The sequence below is a fragment of the Actinacidiphila sp. bgisy160 genome, from assembly GCF_965342435.1.
Lineage (GTDB): Bacteria > Actinomycetota > Actinomycetes > Streptomycetales > Streptomycetaceae > Actinacidiphila.
Map to the genome: position 1 here is coordinate 22,363 of NZ_CBDRCM010000015.1, position 18,798 is coordinate 41,160.

The 18,798-nt window shown below is 72.6% G+C and carries 17 protein-coding genes and 1 pseudogene; 8 read left to right on the forward strand and 10 right to left on the reverse strand.

Annotation, left to right across the window (positions count from 1 at the left end; translation table 11 throughout):
* Positions 1–357: 357 nt before the first annotated feature.
* Positions 358–2,195: pseudogene (locus tag ACRWNP_RS14890) on the forward strand (NAD-binding protein).
* A 289-nt stretch (positions 2,196–2,484) separates the two neighbouring features.
* Here ACRWNP_RS14890 and ACRWNP_RS14895 read toward each other — a convergent pair.
* Entirely contained in the window at positions 2,485–2,655 is a 171-nt protein-coding gene (locus ACRWNP_RS14895; protein WP_431961798.1) for a hypothetical protein, read from the reverse strand.
* 568 nt (positions 2,656–3,223) lie between these two features.
* Here ACRWNP_RS14895 and ACRWNP_RS14900 point away from each other — a divergent pair.
* Positions 3,224–5,434 (forward strand): HelD family protein, encoded by a 2,211-nt coding sequence (locus ACRWNP_RS14900; protein WP_431961788.1) that lies wholly within the window; start codon positions 3,224–3,226, stop codon positions 5,432–5,434.
* A 508-nt stretch (positions 5,435–5,942) separates the two neighbouring features.
* On the opposite strand, the gene ACRWNP_RS14905 is transcribed toward ACRWNP_RS14900, so the two are convergent.
* The gene (locus ACRWNP_RS14905; RefSeq protein ID WP_431961685.1) at positions 5,943–6,596 is read right to left on the reverse strand and encodes a transglycosylase SLT domain-containing protein; all 654 of its coding nucleotides are present in this window, start codon (positions 6,594–6,596) and stop codon (positions 5,943–5,945) included.
* 232 nt (positions 6,597–6,828) lie between these two features.
* Entirely contained in the window at positions 6,829–8,298 is a 1,470-nt protein-coding gene (locus ACRWNP_RS14910; protein ID WP_431961789.1) for a SulP family inorganic anion transporter, read from the reverse strand.
* 370 nt (positions 8,299–8,668) lie between these two features.
* Between ACRWNP_RS14910 and ACRWNP_RS14915 the strand changes: the two genes are divergently transcribed.
* Complete coding sequence (locus ACRWNP_RS14915) at positions 8,669–9,139, forward strand: MerR family transcriptional regulator (protein WP_431961686.1); 471 nt, start codon at positions 8,669–8,671, stop codon at positions 9,137–9,139.
* Between the two features lie 73 nt (positions 9,140–9,212).
* Positions 9,213–9,902: a TIGR04222 domain-containing membrane protein gene (locus tag ACRWNP_RS14920; protein WP_431961687.1), complete on the forward strand. Its 690-nt coding sequence runs from the start codon at positions 9,213–9,215 to the stop codon at positions 9,900–9,902.
* Positions 9,903–9,942: 40 nt separating this feature from the next.
* Here the strand turns inward: ACRWNP_RS14920 and ACRWNP_RS14925 are convergent, their stop codons facing one another.
* Complete coding sequence (locus ACRWNP_RS14925) at positions 9,943–10,368, reverse strand: hypothetical protein (protein ID WP_431961688.1); 426 nt, start codon at positions 10,366–10,368, stop codon at positions 9,943–9,945.
* Between the two features lie 114 nt (positions 10,369–10,482).
* Here ACRWNP_RS14925 and ACRWNP_RS14930 point away from each other — a divergent pair, with 114 nt between their 5' ends.
* Complete coding sequence (locus ACRWNP_RS14930; RefSeq protein ID WP_431961689.1) at positions 10,483–11,031, forward strand: CGNR zinc finger domain-containing protein; 549 nt, start codon at positions 10,483–10,485, stop codon at positions 11,029–11,031.
* Positions 11,032–11,219: 188 nt separating this feature from the next.
* Here ACRWNP_RS14930 and ACRWNP_RS14935 read toward each other — a convergent pair whose 3' ends face one another.
* From ACRWNP_RS14935 to ACRWNP_RS14945, 3 genes are read right to left on the reverse strand one after another with little or no spacing between them, the layout of a single operon-like run.
* Complete coding sequence (locus tag ACRWNP_RS14935) at positions 11,220–12,425, reverse strand: cytochrome P450 (protein ID WP_431961690.1); 1,206 nt, start codon at positions 12,423–12,425, stop codon at positions 11,220–11,222.
* Between the two features lie 34 nt (positions 12,426–12,459).
* A complete protein-coding gene (locus ACRWNP_RS14940; RefSeq protein ID WP_431961691.1) occupies positions 12,460–13,827 on the reverse strand; it encodes an NAD(P)/FAD-dependent oxidoreductase in 1,368 nt (455 codons plus the stop codon).
* The gene (locus ACRWNP_RS14945) at positions 13,817–14,026 is read right to left on the reverse strand and encodes a ferredoxin (protein ID WP_431961692.1); all 210 of its coding nucleotides are present in this window, start codon (positions 14,024–14,026) and stop codon (positions 13,817–13,819) included. Before ACRWNP_RS14945 ends, ACRWNP_RS14940 begins: the two co-directional genes overlap by 11 nt.
* Before the next feature lie 120 nt (positions 14,027–14,146).
* Here ACRWNP_RS14945 and ACRWNP_RS14950 point away from each other — a divergent pair, with 120 nt between their 5' ends.
* Positions 14,147–14,347, forward strand: coding sequence for a hypothetical protein (locus ACRWNP_RS14950; protein WP_431961693.1), 201 nt, complete (start codon positions 14,147–14,149; stop codon positions 14,345–14,347).
* 17 nt (positions 14,348–14,364) lie between these two features.
* Here the strand turns inward: ACRWNP_RS14950 and ACRWNP_RS14955 are convergent, their stop codons facing one another.
* The 3 genes from ACRWNP_RS14955 to ACRWNP_RS14965 all read right to left on the reverse strand — a co-directional run bounded on the left by ACRWNP_RS14955 (position 14,365) and on the right by ACRWNP_RS14965 (position 16,278).
* Complete coding sequence (locus ACRWNP_RS14955) at positions 14,365–14,580, reverse strand: hypothetical protein (protein WP_431961694.1); 216 nt, start codon at positions 14,578–14,580, stop codon at positions 14,365–14,367.
* A 186-nt stretch (positions 14,581–14,766) separates the two neighbouring features.
* Positions 14,767–15,243, reverse strand: coding sequence for a hypothetical protein (locus tag ACRWNP_RS14960; RefSeq protein WP_431961695.1), 477 nt, complete (start codon positions 15,241–15,243; stop codon positions 14,767–14,769).
* Positions 15,244–15,591: 348 nt separating this feature from the next.
* Positions 15,592–16,278, reverse strand: coding sequence for an alpha/beta fold hydrolase (locus tag ACRWNP_RS14965; protein ID WP_431961696.1), 687 nt, complete (start codon positions 16,276–16,278; stop codon positions 15,592–15,594).
* 108 nt (positions 16,279–16,386) lie between these two features.
* Here ACRWNP_RS14965 and ACRWNP_RS14970 point away from each other — a divergent pair, with 108 nt between their 5' ends.
* Positions 16,387–17,349 carry a helix-turn-helix transcriptional regulator gene (locus tag ACRWNP_RS14970; protein WP_431961697.1) on the forward strand — a complete coding sequence of 321 codons (963 nt, stop codon included), beginning with the start codon at positions 16,387–16,389 and terminating at the stop codon, positions 17,347–17,349.
* A gap of 267 nt (positions 17,350–17,616) precedes the next feature.
* Positions 17,617–18,720 (forward strand): VanZ family protein, encoded by a 1,104-nt coding sequence (locus ACRWNP_RS14975; protein WP_431961698.1) that lies wholly within the window; start codon positions 17,617–17,619, stop codon positions 18,718–18,720.
* Positions 18,721–18,798: the final 78 nt, after the last annotated feature.

The window sequence follows — 18,798 nt, forward strand, 5'->3', positions numbered from 1 at the left end:
TCCGGCCGGCACTCCACCAGGAACCCGCTGTCCGGCCTTGTCCTTCGCCGGGTGGCGGGAGTGGAGCGGGACGTCGGTCGTACGGGGGGCGGTCTCACGGAGACCGCCCCCGATCGTGCCACCAGGCCGCAGGCAGGAAGGTGCGGCGGCGGCTGACTGCTTGGCGTCCGCGGCGCCGGTTCGACCAGCTCAGCGCGTGGCGAAGACGCATGCGGCACCCATGGTTTCTCCCGTTTCTGGCTCGCGCGCGATACAGGGCAGATGTCAGGCAGCAGCTGGACCCCACGAGCGGAGATCAGGGAAGGTACGGGCGTGCACATCTTCCCCAGCCAGGCTCAGCATCCGTCTCCAGGACACATGGTCATCTGCGGCGACGACGCGCTCGTACACCGGCTCGCCCACGAACTGGCCGCCTCTACGGTGCGCACGTCACCGTGGTCCTGCCGTCGTTGCGCCGCAACCACGGACCGCAGATCGTCGAGTTGACGCCTCGTCACGGGGTGCGTGTGATGGAGGCCGCCGACCCGGTCGAGGCCGCCTTGCATGAGGCGGGGGTGCATTTCGCGGTGGCGCTGGCGCTGGCGTACGAGGACGACCAGACCAACATCCACGCTGCCTTACGAGCCCGGCGCATGAACCCGGACGTCCGCCTGGTGATCCGCATGTACAACCGCAAGCTGGGGCGCCATCTGGAGGAGTTGCTGGAGCGTGCCGCCGCGGCGCGCTCTCCCCACCTGAGGCCTTCGGAGCTCGACGCCTCCACCACCGTCCTGTCCGATGTCGACACCGCTGCCCCGGCGCTGGTGGCGGCCGCCGTGGTGGGGAGCAGTAAGGTCGTCCAGGCCGACGGACTGCTCCTGCGTGCTGCCGAGCGGCCCTTGAACAGTGAAAACGATGGCTTGCGCCGCCCACCTGCGCTGTGCACCCTGGCTGTGCTGTCTGACTCCCGGTCTGATCCGGACGGAGAAGCCGGCAGCCTCGGCACCGGCGGCGCGCAACTGCTGCCCGACGATCAAACCGTCCAGGCGGCGACCGGAGTGCACGGCCGCGTGGTGCTCGAAGCCATCAGCAGGCAAGCGGAGGAGCCGGCCGCCCGGCGACGCCGGCAGGCGGCTCCGCCGCTGCGTGAACTGTTCTCCCCGCGGCTGTGGCACGCCGCTGCCGGACTCGTCGCCCTGCAGGTGATCTTCGCCGCCATGACCTGGCATGTCATCGGCGGCTCCCCTCCGCACGCGGCGTATCTTTCGCTGCTGGATGTCCTCAACATCAACGATCCAGCCGTGGACGAGCGCCCCGCCCGTCAGGTCCTCCAGTTACTGTCCGGACTCGCCGGCATGGCGCTGTTGCCGGTGCTCTTCGCGATCGTGCTGGAGACGCTGGGGGCCTTCCGTACCGCCTCAGCCCTGAGGCTGCCGCCCCGCGGCTTGTCCGGACACGTCGTACTGGTCGGCCTGGGCAAGGTCGGCAGCCGGGTCCTGGACCAGCTGTATGCGCTCGGCATCGACGTCGTCTGCATCGAGCGGGACCCCGAGGCCCGAGGTGTGGCCACGGCCCGTGCACGCCGCGTGCCGGTCGTCATCGGGGACGCCACGCAAGAAGGCGTCATGGAAGCCGCCCGCATCGCCGGCAGTCGTGCGCTGATGGCGCTCACCAGCGACGACACCACCAACCTCGAAGCCGCCCTGTACGCACGCGAGGCCGCCCCAGCGCTGCGCGTAGCGATGCGCCTGTTCGACGATGACTTCGCCTCCACCGTCTACCGTGCGCTGCGGGACTCCTATCCCGAAGCCACGACGCGCAGCCGCAGCGTCTCCACCCTGGTGGCGCCCGCGTTCGCCGACGCCATGATGGGGCGTCAGATCCTCGGCGCCATCCCGGTGGAACGCCAGGTTCTCCTCTTTGCCGCTGTGGAAGTGCGCGGTCACGTCGAGCTGGAGGGACACACCATCCGTGATGCCTTCCACCCCGGCGAATGGCGGGTACTCGCACTCGACCTGGCGGCTCCGCCCGACCGACGCCCGGACCTCGCGGCCGGCAACTACCATGATTTTCCTTCCCGTGAGCCGGAACTGGCCTGGGACCTGCACCCCTGATACGTTCTCCAGCCTGATGACCGCGTGGTTCTGGCGGCCACCCGCCACGAGCTTGTCCGCCTGCTCCAACACCGCGGACATCAGGCCCCGGCAGTGGAGTGACACCCCTGACAGTGGGCGCGACGCGGGCGGTGGCAGGGGCCGCGGCAGCAGCGGCTGGAAGGCGGGGACGCCGGCGCCGTCGAGGAGCCGGCGCATGTCCTCGGCGGGCAGACCGGGGTTGCAAGCGGCGAAGCGGGTCGTGCCGGGGTCGTCGAGCAGCTCCCGGAGCAGCGGTACGGGGAGCCGCGGATGCCGGGCCGCCGCCCATCGCAGGTCCGGGTCGCGGGCCAGTGCCCTCAGGGCCTCCTCGGGCAGATCGGGGTCGTCCAGCGCGAGACGGCGTTCCTCCCTACGACCAGGGGGTCAGCCACGTCCCGAGTTCCGCGGCCGCCCGCCCGCCGAGCATGTCGACGGCGCCCGGCAGGTTCAGCGCGTGCGCGCTCGCCCCCGCCCACCACAGCAGCGCCGTGAGCAGCAGCCCCCCGGTCAGGACCGGTATCGCCGCGCGCCGGTACGTCATCTGCCACCCCCGCTTCGATCGTCCGTCCAGCGGGCGTTGATCATAGGCGAACACCGTCCCGGCCCTTGGACGGGGCGGGCCTGCCGCTTCGGGTCCCGCAGTCCCCTGGTGCCGGCCATCGCTCCGGCCGCGGCCGGCGGCGTCCCGGTCGCCACCAGCGGTGCGACGGCCTCCGGTGTCCCGTACGTCGACGACAGCACACGCACTTCGTTTCTCCCCGCGCCCCGAATTCCGGTTGCGGTGGGCGATTCCTCGGTACTCCCGGGGCCTTGCCGCAAGACCCCCGGGGCGCTGTACGTCGGGAACGGATTGGGGCCGGACGAGCCCCTTTCCTTTTCTTTTTGCCGCCCTCGCCCGCCGGAGGGGCGTCCCGCCCGCCCCGGCGCAGCGCCGAGGCCCACGTCCCGCCGCGAGACGCAGAAAATCCCCGTTCCGCAATTGCGGAGCGAGGATTCCCTCACGTATATTGAGTGTTTCTGTGCGCGCACAGAAACGGCCCCTCAATGGGGGCCACTAGAAACAGCATATCCGACAGGGAGCGAATGTGTCAACTCGCGAAAGCGTCGAACTGCAGAAGGAGCAGGAATTCATCGACCGGCTCTACGGGCGGGTCGACACGCTGCGCGGGGTCGCCGCCCAGCGCGTCGACGACGCGCTGTCCCCGGTCGGCACCGGCATGCAGGCCCGGCTCGAACGCGACGTCCTCGTCGCCGAGCGATCCGGGCTGCTGGCGGCCCTCAACGCGGTCGACGGCTCGCTGTGCTTCGGCCGGATCGACCTGCGGGACGGTGCCGCGCACCACATCGGCCGCATCGGGATCCGTGAGGACGACATCGACCACACGCCCCTCCTCATCGACTGGCGCGCACCGGTCGCCCGGCCGTTCTACCTCGCCACCGGGCACACGCCCATGGGTCTGCGCCGGCGCAGGCACATCACCACCGAGGGCCGCCGGGTCACCGAACTGCACGACGAGATCCTCGACCTCGAGGACGACGACCGCAGCGGCTTCGAGGACCGCACCGGCGACGCCGTGCTGCTCGCCGCCCTCAACTCGGCGCGCACCGGCCGCATGGCCGACATCGTGCGGACCATCCAGGCCGACCAGGACCGCATCATCCGCGCCCCGCACCGCGGCGTCCTCGTCGTCGAGGGCGGACCCGGCACCGGCAAGACCGCGGTCGCGCTGCACCGGGCGGCCTTCCTGCTGTACGAGCACCGTGAGTTGCTGGCCAAGCGCGCGGTCCTGATCGTGGGCCCCAACCCGGCCTTCCTGCGCTACATCGGCGAGGTGCTGCCCGCCCTCGGCGAGACCGGCGTCATGCTCGCCACGCAGGCCGAGCTCTTCCCCGGCGTCCACGCACGCGGCACCGACACCACGCGCGCAGCGGCCGTCAAGGGCGCCGCGGGCATGGCCGAGGCGCTGGCCCTCGCCCTGCGCGACCGCCAGGCACTGCCCGAGCCCGGCGCGCCGATGATCATCCCGCACGACGACGGCGAACTCGTCCTGGACTGGGAGATCGCCTACCAGGCCCGGGAGGCCGCCCGCGAGACGCGCCTGCCGCACAACCTCGCCCGGCCGTACTTCGCGTTCCACGTCATCGACACCCTCACCGCGCAGCTCGCCGACCGCATCGGCGCGGACCCGTACGGCGGTCCCAACTTCCTCGGCCCGGACGACATCGCGCAGCTCGGCAAGGGCATCGCCGCCAGCGGCGAGGTGCGGGCGGCCGTGGCGGAGCTGTGGCCGATGCTCACCCCGCAGGAGTTCCTCGCCGACTACCTGGCCGAGCCGGTGTACCTGCCGGACGAGGACGCCGAGGCCATCCGCCGCGCCCCCGGCGACGGCGAATGGACCCCGGCCGACGTGCCGCTCCTCGACGAGGCGGCCGAACTGCTGGGCGTCGACGACAGCGCCGCGCGGGCCGCCGCCGAGGCCGAGCGCCAGGAGCAGATCGCCTACGCGCAGGGCGTCCTGGAGGTGTCCCGCGGCTCGGAGTCCTTCGAGTTCGAGGACGCGGAGTCCGAGGTCCTGGCCGCCCACGACATCATCGACGCCGAGCGGATGGCCGACCGGCAGGAGGAGGCCGACCACCGCAGCGCGGCCGAGCGGGCCGCCGCCGACCGGACCTGGGCGTTCGGGCACATCATCGTCGACGAGGCGCAGGAGCTGTCGCCGATGGCGTGGCGCCTGCTCATGCGCCGGTCCCCGACGCGCTCACTGACCCTGGTCGGCGATCCGGCGCAGACCTCGGAGGAGGCGGGCGTCGGGTCCTGGGACAAGATCCTCCGGCCGTACGTCGGCGACCGCTTCGAGCATGTGCGGCTCGGCGTCAACTACCGTACGCCCGCGGAGATCATGGACCTGGCCGCGCAGGTCGTACGCGGCGAGGACCCCGCCTTCGAGCCGCCCCGGTCAGTGCGCTCCACCGGCGAGAAGCCGTGGACGCGGCACTGCGGCGCCGATCTGGCCGGCGCGGTCGCGCAGGCCGTCGCGGAGCTGACCCCCGACGAGGGGCGCCTCGCGGTGATCGCGCCGCGCGCGTTGCACGAGGAGATCGCCGCCCCGCTCGACGGCGTCACGGCCGGCGCCGAGCCCGACCTCACCCGGCCCGTGGTGCTGCTCGGCCCCCGCGAGGCCAAGGGGCTCGAATTCGACCACGTCCTGGTGGTGGAACCGGCGGCGTTCGGGACCAGCGACCTGTACGTGGCCCTGACCCGCGCCACGCAGCGCCTGGGCATCGTCCACCGTGAGGACCTGCCCGAGTCGCTGCGCTGACGGGCGGCCGGCCCGACCCGACGGCCCCGGCACGGACGGGCCGGGGCCGTCGGGGGCCGTCCCGGTGTTTCCCACGCGGTGCCGTGGCGCCACACTGGGCGCGTCAACCGCGACCTCGATCCTGGCCTTGCCGCCGCGGGCGGCCTGCCGGCAGCCCCGGAGCACGCGGCGGCCGGCCTCGGCGCCGATCCCGTCACCGTGCGCGCCGGAGTGCGCCACGACGGCTCGCGCCCCTGCCCGGGCCGCGTGCACCGCAGCGCCGGCTGACGAGCGGTACCCGCACGCCCTGGCGCCCTGCCCAGGCGCCTGGCACGCCGTCCGGGCCCGGTGCGGCCCCGACCGCGAGGCGGTGCGTCGCCGGTGTCGCTGAACTCGTCCGGGACGTGCGTCGCCGCACCGAAAGCCGGCTTCGCGCGGTCACGGACCTGGCGGGGTCCATCCGGCGGTGACCGGACGGGCGCGGGCCGGCGGCGCGGTGAGCCCGAGCGGAACGGCCGCCCGGACGAGGCTAGTACCAGTGGTTGGCCTGCCAGAACGACCAGGCACCGCAGGGGCTGCCGTACCGGCTGTTCATGTAGTTGAGGCCCCACTTGATCTGGGTGCCGGGGTTGGTGCGCCAGTCGGCGCCCGCGGAGGCCATCTTGGAGCCGGGCAGGGCCTGGACGAGGCCGTAGGCGCCGGAAGAGGCGTTCGTCGCGGTGTAGTTCCAGCCGCTCTCACGGGTCACGATGTTGGAGAAGCACTGGTACTGCGAGGCGTCACCGATGATCCCCTGCGCCATCGCCTGGACTTCGGCCACGGTGTACGAGGCCTTCACGACCAGCGCGGCGCGGGCGGCGGCCTTGGCCTTGCGGTCGGCCTCGGCCTTCGACGCCGCCTCCTTGCGGTCGGCGGCGTCCTTGGCGGCCTGCCTGCGCGCGGCCTGCTCCGCGGACTTCCTGGCGCCGGCGTCGGCGGCGTCGGACTGCGCCTGCACCTGCTGCGTCAGGGAGGCCTGCTGGACCCGCTGGCCGGCGGGTATGTCCCCGAGGACCGTGGAGTCGGTGGCGGCGACGGGCTGCACGCTCGCCTGGCTGCTCGAGGCGACACCGACGACGGCGCCCACGGAGGTGACCGCCGTGGCCGAAGCCACCGCGATCCCCCGGACCGAGATCCGGCTCACACGGTTTCCTTCCAGCGTGGCCCGTTCGGTGACCTCCCGGACGCGATCGTGCCCGCCGCCCACTCCGGTGCCCGTACGCGCGTACGTACGGGTGTGCGGAGGACGGGGCCTGACTGGGCCGACAGCCTGCCTTAAGGGAACGCCCCAAGGCAATTCCCCCGGCACATTTCCTTACCCGCGCATCACCGGCCCCGGGGGTCTCTCCCGTACCGGTCGAGACGGCCGAGGGCGGTCAGTGGCTGGTGAGTTCGCCGGTGAGCTTGCCGTGGAGCGCGGCGCTGGGCTGGTTGAGGCCGGTGATCTCGACCGTCTTGCCGCGCTGGGCGTACTTGGTCTCGATGGCGTCGAGGACGGCGACGGAGGAGGCGTCCCAGATGTGGGCGGCGGACAGGTCGATGACGACCTTGTCCGGGTCGCTGGCGTACCGGAACCGGCCGATCAGGTCGTTGGAGGAGGCGAAGAACAGCTCGCCGGTCACGGAGTAGACGACGCTCGTGCCGTCGGGGCCGGTGACGGCGGTGACGTCCGCGAGGTGGGCGACCCGCCTGGCGAAGACGACCATCGCGGTCAGGGAGCCGACGACGACGCCGATGGCCAGGTTGGAGGTGGCGACCACGACCACGACGGTGATGGCCATGACGGCGATCTCCCCGGCGGGCATCCGCCGCAGCGTTTTCGGCGCGACGGAGTGCCAGTCGAACGTCGCGAAGGAGACCATCACCATCACCGCGACCAGGGCGGCCATGGGGATGTCGGAGACGACCGGACCGAAGACGATGCAGAGCACCATCAGGAACGTGCCGGCGAGGAAGGTGGACAGGCGGGTGCGGGCGCCGGAGACCTTCACGTTGATCATCGTCTGGCCGATCATGGCGCAGCCGCCCATGCCGCCGAAGAGGCCGGTGACGATGTTGGCGACGCCCTGCCCGATGGACTCGCGGGTCTTGGAGGAGCGGGTGTCGGTGATGTCGTCGACGAGCTGCGCCGTCATCAGCGACTCCATCAGGCCGACCAGGGCCATCGCCAGCGCGTAGGGGGCGACGGTGGTGAGGGTGTCCACGGTGAACGGCACGTCGGGCAGGCCCGGCACGGGCAGTGAGGAGGGCAGGGCGCCCTTGTCGCCCACGGTCGGCACGGCGATCCCGGCGGCGACCGTGATGACGGTCAGGATCACGATGGAGACCAGAGGGGCGGGGACCACCCTGGTGACCTTCGGGAAGAAGACCATGAGCGCCAGGCCCGCCGCGATGAGCGGATAGACCGCCCACGGCACGTCGTGCATCTCCGGGACCTGTGCCACGAAGATCAGGACGGCGAGCGCGTTGACGAAGCCGACCATGACCGAGCGCGGCACGAAGCGCATGAGCTTCGCGACCCCGAGCGCGCCGAGGACGATCTGGAAGACACCGGCCAGGATGACGGCCGCGACGAGGTAACCCAGCCCGTGCTCGCGGTTGAGCGGGCCGATGACCAGGGCCACGGCACCGGTCGCGGCCGAGATCATGGCGCGGCGTCCGCCGACGACGGAGATGGTCACCGCCATGGTGAAGGAGGCGAACAGGCCGATCGCCGGTTCGACGCCGGCGATGACCGAGAACGAGATGGCCTCGGGGATCAGCGCCAGGGCGACCACCAGACCGGCCAGCACCTCGGTGCGCCACACCTTGGGGTCGGTGAGCCAGTCGGGGCGCAGGGCGCGCATCAGTGCGGCGGGCGAGGCCACGGCGGACACGGCGGTATCGGCGGTATCGGCGGAATCGGCGGAAGAGGACAAGGGAACGGGAACCTGTCGTGTTCGGGCACGCCCCCGTGGACGGGTGGGGGAGCGCGGGAAGGGCGCGGGGGCCGGGACGGCACCCGCGGGCGGCCGGGACCATGGACGAGCGGCACGCGGGCGTACGTCCCCCGCACGGTTCGAGGTCTCCGCCGGGGGCTTCATCGGCCCCGACACGGCAGCGCGCGGGCCGACGTGGCCCGCTCCGGCGACTCTACCCTAACGTTAGGGTAGGGATCGGGGAGGGCGTGCGCGGTCGACGCCGCGCCGGCCGGTGAAGGAAGGGCAGGCCACGGCAGTGGACGGCAGGCACATGCAGATCGGCGAGGTCGCCGCACGGACCGAACTGTCGCTGCGCACCATCCGCCACTACGAGGAGACCGGCCTGGTCGCCCCGTCCGCGCGCTCGCAGGGCGGTTTCCGCCTCTACACCGAGACCGACGTCGCCCGGCTCATGGTCGTCCGCCGCATGAAGCCGCTCGGCTTCACCCTGGACCAGATGCGCGACCTGCTCGAGGCCATCGACCGTCTCGACGCCGCGGACCCGCCCCACGGCGAGGAGCGCGAGGCGCTCCTGGACCGTGTGCGCGCTTATGAAGAGGCCGCCGCCGGCAAGATCGAGGAGCTGCGCGTGCAACTGTCCCGCGCCGAGGACTTCGCTGCCACCCTCCGCACCCGGCTGGCCGGTCCCGGTCGCCCCCGTACGGCCGGTGACGCACCTGCATCACCGGCCGTACGGCCGCTACGACACCCTCAAATCCCCCTCTGAACCCGGCTCCGGCAGGCTTCGACCACCCCCGGTGATGGGCACGTGCCCGGCACAGGCAGTGGGGGGAGACGTCATGGACGAGGCAACGGCGGTCCGGCTGGAACCGCACGAGATCGCGCTGCTGCGCGGTGGCCCGAGAGCCGCCGTGACGGTCGCCGTGGTGGCGCTGCACCTGCGCGGAGCCGTGGAGTCCGGCCGGCCGGGCACCCTGCGCCGGGAGGTCTCCCCGGAGCAGACGGACCCGCCGCCGCACCGCCACCCGCTGGAGAAGGCGATACGCGTCGGGCTCTACCGGCCGGCGGGGATCAGGGAGCTGCTCGACCGCGCGGTCGTGCGCAAGGCGCTGTCCCGGATGCGCGCCGAGCTGGCCGGGGCCGGGCTGCTGCGCCTGGTGCGCCTCAGCCCGACCCGGGCCGCCCGCCGGTATGTCGCGGACCTGCGGCGGAACACACCGATGCCCCAGGACCGCGCGGGGCTCGCGGAGGAGGACATCCTGCTCGCGATCGCGCTCCACGGCGACCCGGCGCTGACCGCGCTCGTCCCGGCCTTCACCGGTGAGGCCGGGCTGATCGGCCGGGGAGCGGTCGCGGACGAGGGCCTGTTCCCGTTCGGCCGGCACGAGTTCCTGCGCCGGCGCGCCGACCACCCCGACGACGGCGCGAGCCACGGCTTCGACGGCGGCGCGGACCACACCGGCCACTTCGCCGACCACTTCGGCGGCGGCCTCGGCTGCGGCGGCGGAGGCGGCGGGGGTTCGGACTGACGGCGCCGGGGTCAACGCCGCCCGGGCCGGCGCCGAAGGGTCACACGGCCTTGAAGGGCTGCCGGTAGGACTTGCGCAGGGACCCGGCGGCGACGGGGAGCAGCGTCGCGAGGAGCTTGCCCTTGAGCGTGCCGGGGGTGCGGGTGAGTTCGACGTCGATCCGGGTGCGGTCCCCCTCGGGGGTGAGCTGGAAGATCCATCCGCCACCGGGCCCGAACACCTTCGAGTCGTGCGTGACGATGGTGACCCTCCCCTCCTCGGCGTCCCAGTCGTAGCGCGCCCGCTCCCAGGCGGACGCGGTGCCCTCGGTCACCTCGGCCCAGGTGTCGCCGATCGAGTGGACGGTGAGGTGCTCGGCGTCGATGGTGGGCCAGTTCCGGGCCCGGGCGGGACCGAAGTCGGTGAGGACCGCCAGGGCCTCGGACGGGCTGAGCGAGGAGATCAGGTGAAAACGTACGACGGCCATTGCGGCGTCCCCCACATCAGTAAGTAACCGTTCTGAACGGTGACGACGGTCGCACGGAGTGAAATCACCTGTCAAGCCAGTGACGAATCCAGAATCACCGGTTAGGATGGTGATGTGAAGCATGCCTTTCCCTGCGGGACACTCGCCCTCGACTTCCTGGGCACGCTGCGCGCACGACGCAATGCGGTGCCCACGGAGATGCTCGCGGCGCCCGCGGACCTCGACTCCTGGTTCGTCGAGTCCCGGATGCTCGACCGCGAGCCCGGCTCCGACGCGTCGGACGTCGCGGCGGCCCTGGAACTGCGGGAGTCGATCTACGCCCTGGTCGAGGCGCGGCTCGACGGCAGCCCGCTGCCCGCCGAAGCGGTCGCCGCGGTGAACCGCCACGCGGCACGGGCTCCCGTCGTGACGCAGCTCGCCCCCGACGGCACGACCCGCTCCGGCTCGGCCTCACAGGGCCTCGCCGCCCTCGCCCGCGAGGCGGTCGAGATCATCGGCGGCGTCGACGGGGCACTGCTGCGCGAATGCGCCCGCCCCGAGTGCACCCAGGTCTACCTCGACCGCTCCCGCGGCCGCCGACGCGAGTGGTGCGCGATGCGGACCTGCGGCAACCGTGTCAAGGCCGCCGCCTTCCGCGCCCGCCACCGCACCACGACGGCCTGAGGCCACCGCCTCCGGCGACGCGGGCAGACTCCGGTCACCAGACAGCGGTCGCGCCACCGCCGTTCCCGCCGCGGCGCGGCCGAGTCGCGTGGCCTTCAGCCGCACGGCGTTCGGGACGCGGAGCGGCGCGTCACCCCCCGTCCCTTCGGGGCCAGGCCGACGCGTACGCGTCCGCGTCGGCGAACGCCTCAGAACGCGACGGTGAGGTGGCGGGGGCCGCGGAGCATGGCGTTGCGGCGGTAGGGAGGCGGGTCCTGCAGCAAGGTCGCGGTGCCGAGGCCGGGGAGCAGCGCGCCGAGGGCCGTCTGAGCCTCGATGCGGGCGAGCGGCGCACCGTAGCAGAAGTGGATGCCGCTGCCGAAGCCGATGTGCTCGTTGTCCTTGCGGGTGGGGTCGAACCTTTCGGGGTCCCGGAACCGCAGGGGGTCACGGCTTCCCGAGGCGAGCCCGAGGATCACGGACGTCCCCTTCGGGACGACGGTGCCCGCGATCTCCACGTCGGCCAGCGGGATGCGCTCACGCAGATGCACCGGCGGCTCGTACCGCAGCAGTTCCTCCACCGCCTCCGGCATGAGTTCCGGTTCCTGACGCAGCCGCTCCAACTGGTCCGGGTGGCGCAGCAGGGTGAGCACGCCGTTGGTGATGAGGTTGACCGTGGTCTCGTGCCCCGCGATGAGGAGCAGGATCGCGGTCTGCGTCAACTCCTGATCGGTGAGCCGCAGCTCCGGATCCGGTTCGTTGACGAAATCCGAGAGCAGGTCGCCGGTGGGCCGGCCGCGGCGCTGGTCCGCGAGGCCGAGCAGATACGCGCCCAGCTCCATCCGGGCCTTGCGGCCCGCCTCGGCCCGGGCGGCACTGTCCTCGCCGGGGCTGATGTCGGCGGAGGCGACGAGCAGGTCGGTCCACTCCCGGAACCGTGGCTCGTCCTCGCGCGGGACACCGAGCAGCCGGCAGATGACCGTGACCGGCAGGGGATAGGCGAGGTCGTCGACGATGTCGATGTGCTCACGGCCGCGGAGCCCGTCGACCAGTTCCCGGGTGATCCCGGCGATCTCGCCGCGCATGGCGTCGACCCGGCCGGGACTGTGGGGCGGGCCGAACGGCCGCATGGCCAGTGTGCGCAGCCGGTGGTGCTCGGGGTCGTCCAGCCGCAGGAACGGCAGGTGCCGCGTCTCGTCCGACGCCGGCGGGGCCGGTGTGGTGCGGTTGCGGGGGTCCGCGCTGAGCCGTGGGTCGTGGAGCAGGCCCACGACCTCGTGGTAGGTGCCGACCAGGTAGCTGCCGTCCGTCTGCCGCACCACGGGCCCGGCCTCACGGAGCTCCGCGTACAGCGGGTACGGGTCGGGGCGGCTGGCGTAGTCGGTGATCCGTTCCAGCAGGGTCTCGGCGGTCATGCGTGGTGGCTCCTCGTGGATGGGCGGGGGTGGGTCACCCGGTGGGCCTCGCCAGGACCAGCCGCCGGTCCGGCAGGTACCCGGTGAGCGCGACCGTGGGACCGTGCGAGAGCCTGCTCGGGTCCGGCACATCGGAGGGGACCGGGACTTCGGCCGCCGCACGCCGGTCCGCCGCCCCCGGCGGGGGCGGGAACGGGGCCGCGGTCTCGATGAGGCGCTCGTAGTACTCCAGCGACTTGGCCATGTTGACCGTGACCGCCGCGGTCACCCGGCCGCGGTAGCCGTAGGCCACCACCAGACGGCGCGCCTCCAGCGAGCCCTGGGCGATGACCACCTGGTCGGAGAAGGTGGGGACACCCACCGACTTGATGTTGTGGCCGAACTGGCTCGACCAGAACGTCGGGACGCTGAGGTGCGGACGCCGCAACGGCCCCGGACTGATCATGTTGTGGGCGGCCACCTCGGCCTGGTCCACCGCGTTGCGCCAGTGCTCCAGGGAGAGCAGCTGGTACTCGTACAGCGGGTGCGGGAAGCGCGAGACGTCACCGGCCACGAAGACGTCGTCCGTGACGATCCCGTACATGTTGAACGCCCGGCACCCGGCGTCGCAGGCGATCCCGCGCGGACCCGCGGCCAGCCCCGAGTCCGCCAGCCATTCGACGTTGCGGACCGCGCCCATGGCGACGACGCACACGTCCGCGTCGACGCGGGTGCCGTCCGAGAGGTCCGCGCCGGTGAACCTGCCGTTGCCGCGCAACGAGGTGACGGTCACGCCGCAGCGCAGATCCACACCGTGTGCCCGCTGCATGGCGGCCGCGAGCTTGGACAGCGTCCCGCCGAGCGCGCCCACCAGCGGCGCGGGGCCGCGCTCGGTGACCGTGACCTCCAGACCGCGCTCGCGGCACACGGAGGCGATCTCCGAACCGGTGAAGCCCGCGCCGATCACCAGGACGCGGCGCGGCCCGGCGGCCAGCCGCTCGGCCAGGCCGGCGGCGTCGTCGCTGGTCCGCAGGGTGAACACCCCGTCGAGGGCGGCCTCCTCGGGAACCGGCCAGGGCCGCGCCCGCGTCCCGGTCGCGATCAGCAGCCGGTCGAACGGCAGCGACGTGCCGTCCCCCAGCAGCACCCGCTTCTCGAGCGGGTCCAGCCCGGTGGCAGGCACCCCCAGCCGCCACTCCGCGTCCGGATCACGGCGCATCGGCAGCCCGGTGGCGTCCGCCGGCACCTTGCCGAGCAGCACGTGCTTGGACAGCGGGGGCCGGTCGTACGGCGGGTGAGGCTCGTCCCCGACGACGGTCAGCGAACCGGTGAAGCCCTCGTCGCGCAGCGTCTCCGCGGCCCGCAGGCCGGCCAGGGACGCGCCGACGATGACGATCCGGCCCTTCTTGAGGTCACCGGACACCGGCGCTCACCTCCTCGCCGACCAGGATCGCCTGGACCGGGCACGCCGCGGCGGCCTGCCGCACGCGTTCGTACTGGTCGTCCGGAAACGCCGGGTGGTACAGCAGTGCCTCCTCACCGTGCAGTTCGAACACGTCCGGCGCAAGGAACACGCACTGCGCATAGCCTTGGCAACGGGTGAGATCCACGACAACGCGCATGCCCAGCCACTCTCTCCGGCCTGTTGGTGTCCCTCCATTGATAAGCCCCGCGGGCTCCGGGCGCGCGTCCGGATACTCCGCCAGGATGCGTCAGCCCCCCGACGGGGCCAGGCTGAGCCGGTGCGATGCCGAGTGATCGTGTACCCGCCGTCGGGCAGCGGCGGCCGCCGCGTGCGGTGCGACGGCAGGATCCTCGGCCTCGCCTACGGACCCCGTGACGTCCTCGCCTTGGTACGCCGCGCCGGGCTCCGCATGCGCCTGGGCGACCTGTACGACAGCGACCTCGTCGAATGGCGCGGCGCCGGCCCCACGACCTGGTGACCGGCGCGCCGACGAGGCTACGGACGCGGCCAGAGGTGCGTCATCACGCCCAGGTCGATCACCGACACCCACTCCGCCGAAGGGATCGCCCGCTCCACCACGAACCACTCGTCCGGACGCCCGTCGAAGCGGCTGCCCGTCGGCGCCTCAGCGGATCCGGCGGGCAGCCTCATCCCCGCCCAGGCACGCCACCGCTGCGCCTGCGGCGCCGGCACCTCCACCGTGATCCGCACCGTGCGTCCGCGCCAGTTACGGCAGGTCGTCCATCTCCTGCGGCCAGGTCGCCCTGATCTTCGCGTCCGCCAAGATCAGCGGCCACAGCCCCGGCCGCGTGAAATGGAAAAGCAGCATGCGGGGACCTACTGGCGTATCACCGCCGCGTGTGTTTCCCGGCAGGTGACGACGAGCGCCGCCCTGGGTCAGCCGACCGGACCGGGCCGATCGAGCGGCGAGCCCGCGGCGACCACCGCGACCAGTTCGAGCGGCAGTTCCTTGTCCTCCTGGCCGACGGCGAGCCCGAGCCACCGGCCCCTCTCCGGGAGGGGCCACACCCGCACGCCCACGACGTGCCCGCTGAGTGAGGCGTACGGCTCGGGCACCGCCTCGCCTTCGCAGCCGGCCCTCAGACACGGCCACAGATCCACTTCGCGCGGCTCGCCCCAGCGCTCCGTGAACGTCGCGCCCAGGGCCTCGAGATCGGCCCGCAACTCCCGCTCGGCCCTTTCCCAGGCCTGCCCGTCCGGGTCGTCCCAGAAGTCTTGGCTCGCCCGCAGGATCCGCACCCGGTACCCCGGACCGCCGTAGCCGCCGGCATCCTGGACGTCCGCCTCCGGGAAGGGCTGGGCGATCATCGTTTCGGTCAGTGACAGGTATTCCTCGACCGCCGCGCTGGTCATGAGCGCAGACTATGGCACCGCACGGACAGGCGGTCCGGGGAGTTCATCGCGGTCAGCGCAGGCGGTAGGGCGGTTCCTGGGCGCAGCCCCTGGTCAGCGCGGTCCGTCAACACGCCGTCGCGCCGGTGCCGGCGCTCACAGCAGCGGGCCCGCAGAAGTCGCAGGGGCGCCGCACGCGACCGTCCGCCGATCCGGCCAGGGGTTCGTCGTCGTTCGCGGTAGCGGAGTGCCACGCGTGGTGGGGTGGCGCGGAATGCGGTGGCACATCGCCGCGGTCGGTTCGCAGAAGCTTTGCGCCCCGGCGCCCCGGCGCGCCCTGCCGACATGCCACCGCGCGTGGCCGTCCCGTCAGGCCGCGTCGGCCGCCGCGGCGAGGATCCGGGCCAGTTCCGCGGGCTGGGTCACCATGGGCCAGTGGCCTGAGTCGATGTCGGCGAAGTCGACGTGCTTGGCCCGGGCGAGCTCCGGGACGTCGCCGGCGTTGATCCACTGCTGCGCCTGCGCGGGCGTGAACTCCGGGCACACGACCACGACCGGGACGTCGAACCTTCCTTCGCCCGTCAGCCGCACCACTGCCCTGGACACGCCCGCGGGCACGGGGATCGCGGCAGCCGCCAATTCCCGCCTGGCCCCGTCGTCGAGGTCGGCGGCGTCCGGCCCCTCGAACGGGCCCCAGCCAGGGAAGGGCATGGCGTCGTCCCGCACCTCGAAGAAGTCGGCGTACGGCTGACCGTCGGCGGTCGGGAAGCCGCCGATGAGGGCGACCTTGGCCAGCCGCCCCGGCCGCCGGTCGGCGGCCAGCCAGGCCAGTGTGCAGGCGGCGGAGTGCCCCACCACCATGGGCTTGCCGGGCGCCGCGTCCACCGCGGCGAGCACCGCCTCCAACTGGTCGTCGAGCGTGGCGGTCACGGAGCCGTCCCCTTGCCCCGGGAGAGTGAGCGGCACGGGGCGATGGCCGAGCGCCTCCAGCGCGGACGTGACTCGGCCCCATACGGATCCGTTGAGCCACAGGCCGCCGATGAGCAGGATGTCCATGGTCAGTTCCCCTTCTTCAGCTTCGTGGACGTCACCGTAGGCCGAGATCCGGACGATCCGGTGCCGGTATGTCCGGCGACCCCTCAAGGAGCGGATTAGCCTGCTCCTGTGCCGAACGACCTCAGTCCCACCGCGCGTGCGTTGCGCGCCCTGGAAATCCTCCGGACGCGCCCCGGAACGACGGCCGGCGAACTCGCCGTGCGGCTGGGAGTCACGGAGCGAGCGGCTCGCCGGTACGTCGGGATCCTGCGAGAGGCCGGCATCCCCGTGGAGTCGGCCCGTGGGCCGCACGGCGGTTACCGGCTGGGGCGTGGGACGAGACTGCCCCCTGTGCACTTCACACAGTCCGAGGCCCTGGGGCTGGTGATGGCGGTACTCAGCGGCCGGCCGGCCGCGGCCGACACCGACGATCTGGTCGGCACCGCCCTGGGCAAGGTCGTCAAGGCGCTCCCGGAGGGCATCGGCCAACAGGCGGCCATGCTGCGGGAGTACGCGTCGGCCGCCCCGGACCCGTACTCGGCCCGCCCCGATCCGGCCATCACCAGCGAACTCGTCGACGCCGTCGCGGACCGGCGCCGCGTGCTGGTGACGTACCGCAGCGAGGCCGGCAACGAGTGGGACGCGGAGGTGGATCCCTGGTCCATCGTCGTCCGCTACCGGCGCTGGTACTTGCTGTGCCACTCCCATCGCGCGGACGCGATCCGCACCTACCGGCTCGACCGGGTCCGCGCGGTCCGGCCGACGGAGCACGGATTCGAGCCGCCCAGGGGCCTCGACCCGGTGGCGGTGCTCGAGGAGAACCTTGGTCTGGGGTGGGAGTTCGCCACCCGCGTGGTGTTCGACACCCCCCTTGCCGAGGTGGCCCCGTGGATCCGGCCGCCCATGGGGCGTCTTGAGCCCGCGGGGGACGGATGCGTGCTGGTCGGCAGCACCCGCAACCCGGACATGTACGCCCAGGAATGGCTGGCGAGGCTGCCGTTCCCCTTCCGCGTAGACGGCGGGGAGGAACTGCGCGCGGCCGTCGCGGCGCTGGTGGCGCGCTTCACCGCCGCCGTGGCGGACCACGGCTGACAACCCTCGCCGGCTGTGCTGAGGCGCTCGTCGGCGCGGAAGCGTGGGCCTTGCGGTGGAGCCCGGGCCCGTCGGCGATCACTCGGTCGTGATCTTCCGAACCCGCGGGGACGGGCTGTTACACCTTGGTCATGAGCTGAGCCAGGGCCCATGACGTGTGGGCGCCAGGGTGGTCGCCGACGCGCCGGATTCCGTGCGCCGTCGACTGATCTCCTCGCGCTTTCGAAAGGCACGGCATTGTTCGCTCTCGTCTTCGGAGGGCACCTGTTGTACCTCCTTCTCGTCGCCCTCGTCTCGGCGGCGGTGCTGGGGGGCGTCACGTTCGCCCTGCGTGGCCGTTCCGACCGCCCCTGGGCCTATGCGGCCTGGGCGGCCACGACGACGGCCGCCCTGTTCCTGACACTCTGGCTCAGACCCACCGGTACGGGCTGGGTGAGGTGCACGGTGAGCAAGGACGTATGGGAGTCGTTCGGGACGACCCAGGGCTGGATGAACGTCGCCCTGTTCGTGCCGATCGGCTTCTTCGGGGTGCGCGCGGCCAGGCGTCCGCTGCCTCCTTTGCTGCTGTCCGTCCTCCTGGCCTGCGGGATCGAGACGGTCCAGGCCTGCCTTCCCGTCATCGGCCGTTACTGCGACACCAGCGACTTCACCACCAACGTCGCGGGCGCCTTCGCGGGCGCGGCCGTGGGGGTCCTGTCCCTCCGCTTCGCCGGTTCGCGGCTTTCTCCCTGGCCCACGCGTCACCGCTGGTTCCCGACCGTGACCGGTGCGGGGTTCCTGGCCGTGGCCTGCGTTCTGGCGACCGTCGTCGACGTGCGGGTCGTCGACCACGCCGAGCCGAACAGGCAGGCATCGGCGGAACAGCAGGCGGTGTTCGGGCAGGCGATCCGCAAGGCGCTGGGCGACGACGTCAGGATCGGCCGCGTCGAGGACAGCACGCCGTGCGGTATCGACGGCCTGCACGAGGAGGTGTGGGCTCTGCTGGAACCGCACGGGATCGCCTCCATGAGCTGGCCGCCCGCGGACCGGTTCGAGGTGAACGTGTCGGTGGGCCCCCAGACCGAGGCCGCCGCGGCCGGGAGACCCATCCCGGGTTCCTCCGGGCCGGTGCGCGACTCGGCGGCGGCCGAGCGGGCTGCCGGTCGGTACGTCGCCGTGCACTACCCGACCGCCGACACGAAGCAGCCCGCGGTGGACCGGGCCGACGTCGGCACGGGCGAGTCCTGGACGGTCACCTACGACTACCGCGACGACCGCATGCCGGCCGTGACGTCGCTGCAGGTGACGGTGAACCGCGCCGGACGCCTCCTCGGCGTCCGCCTTACCGCGCCCGCCGCCGGCCTGCGGGAGAAGACCGCGGGCTGCGGCTGACGAGCCCCGGTCCATCCCGTCGCCTTCACGCCCGGTTTCCGTCAGCCGCGCAATGCCACGTGGCCGCCTGTCGACCGG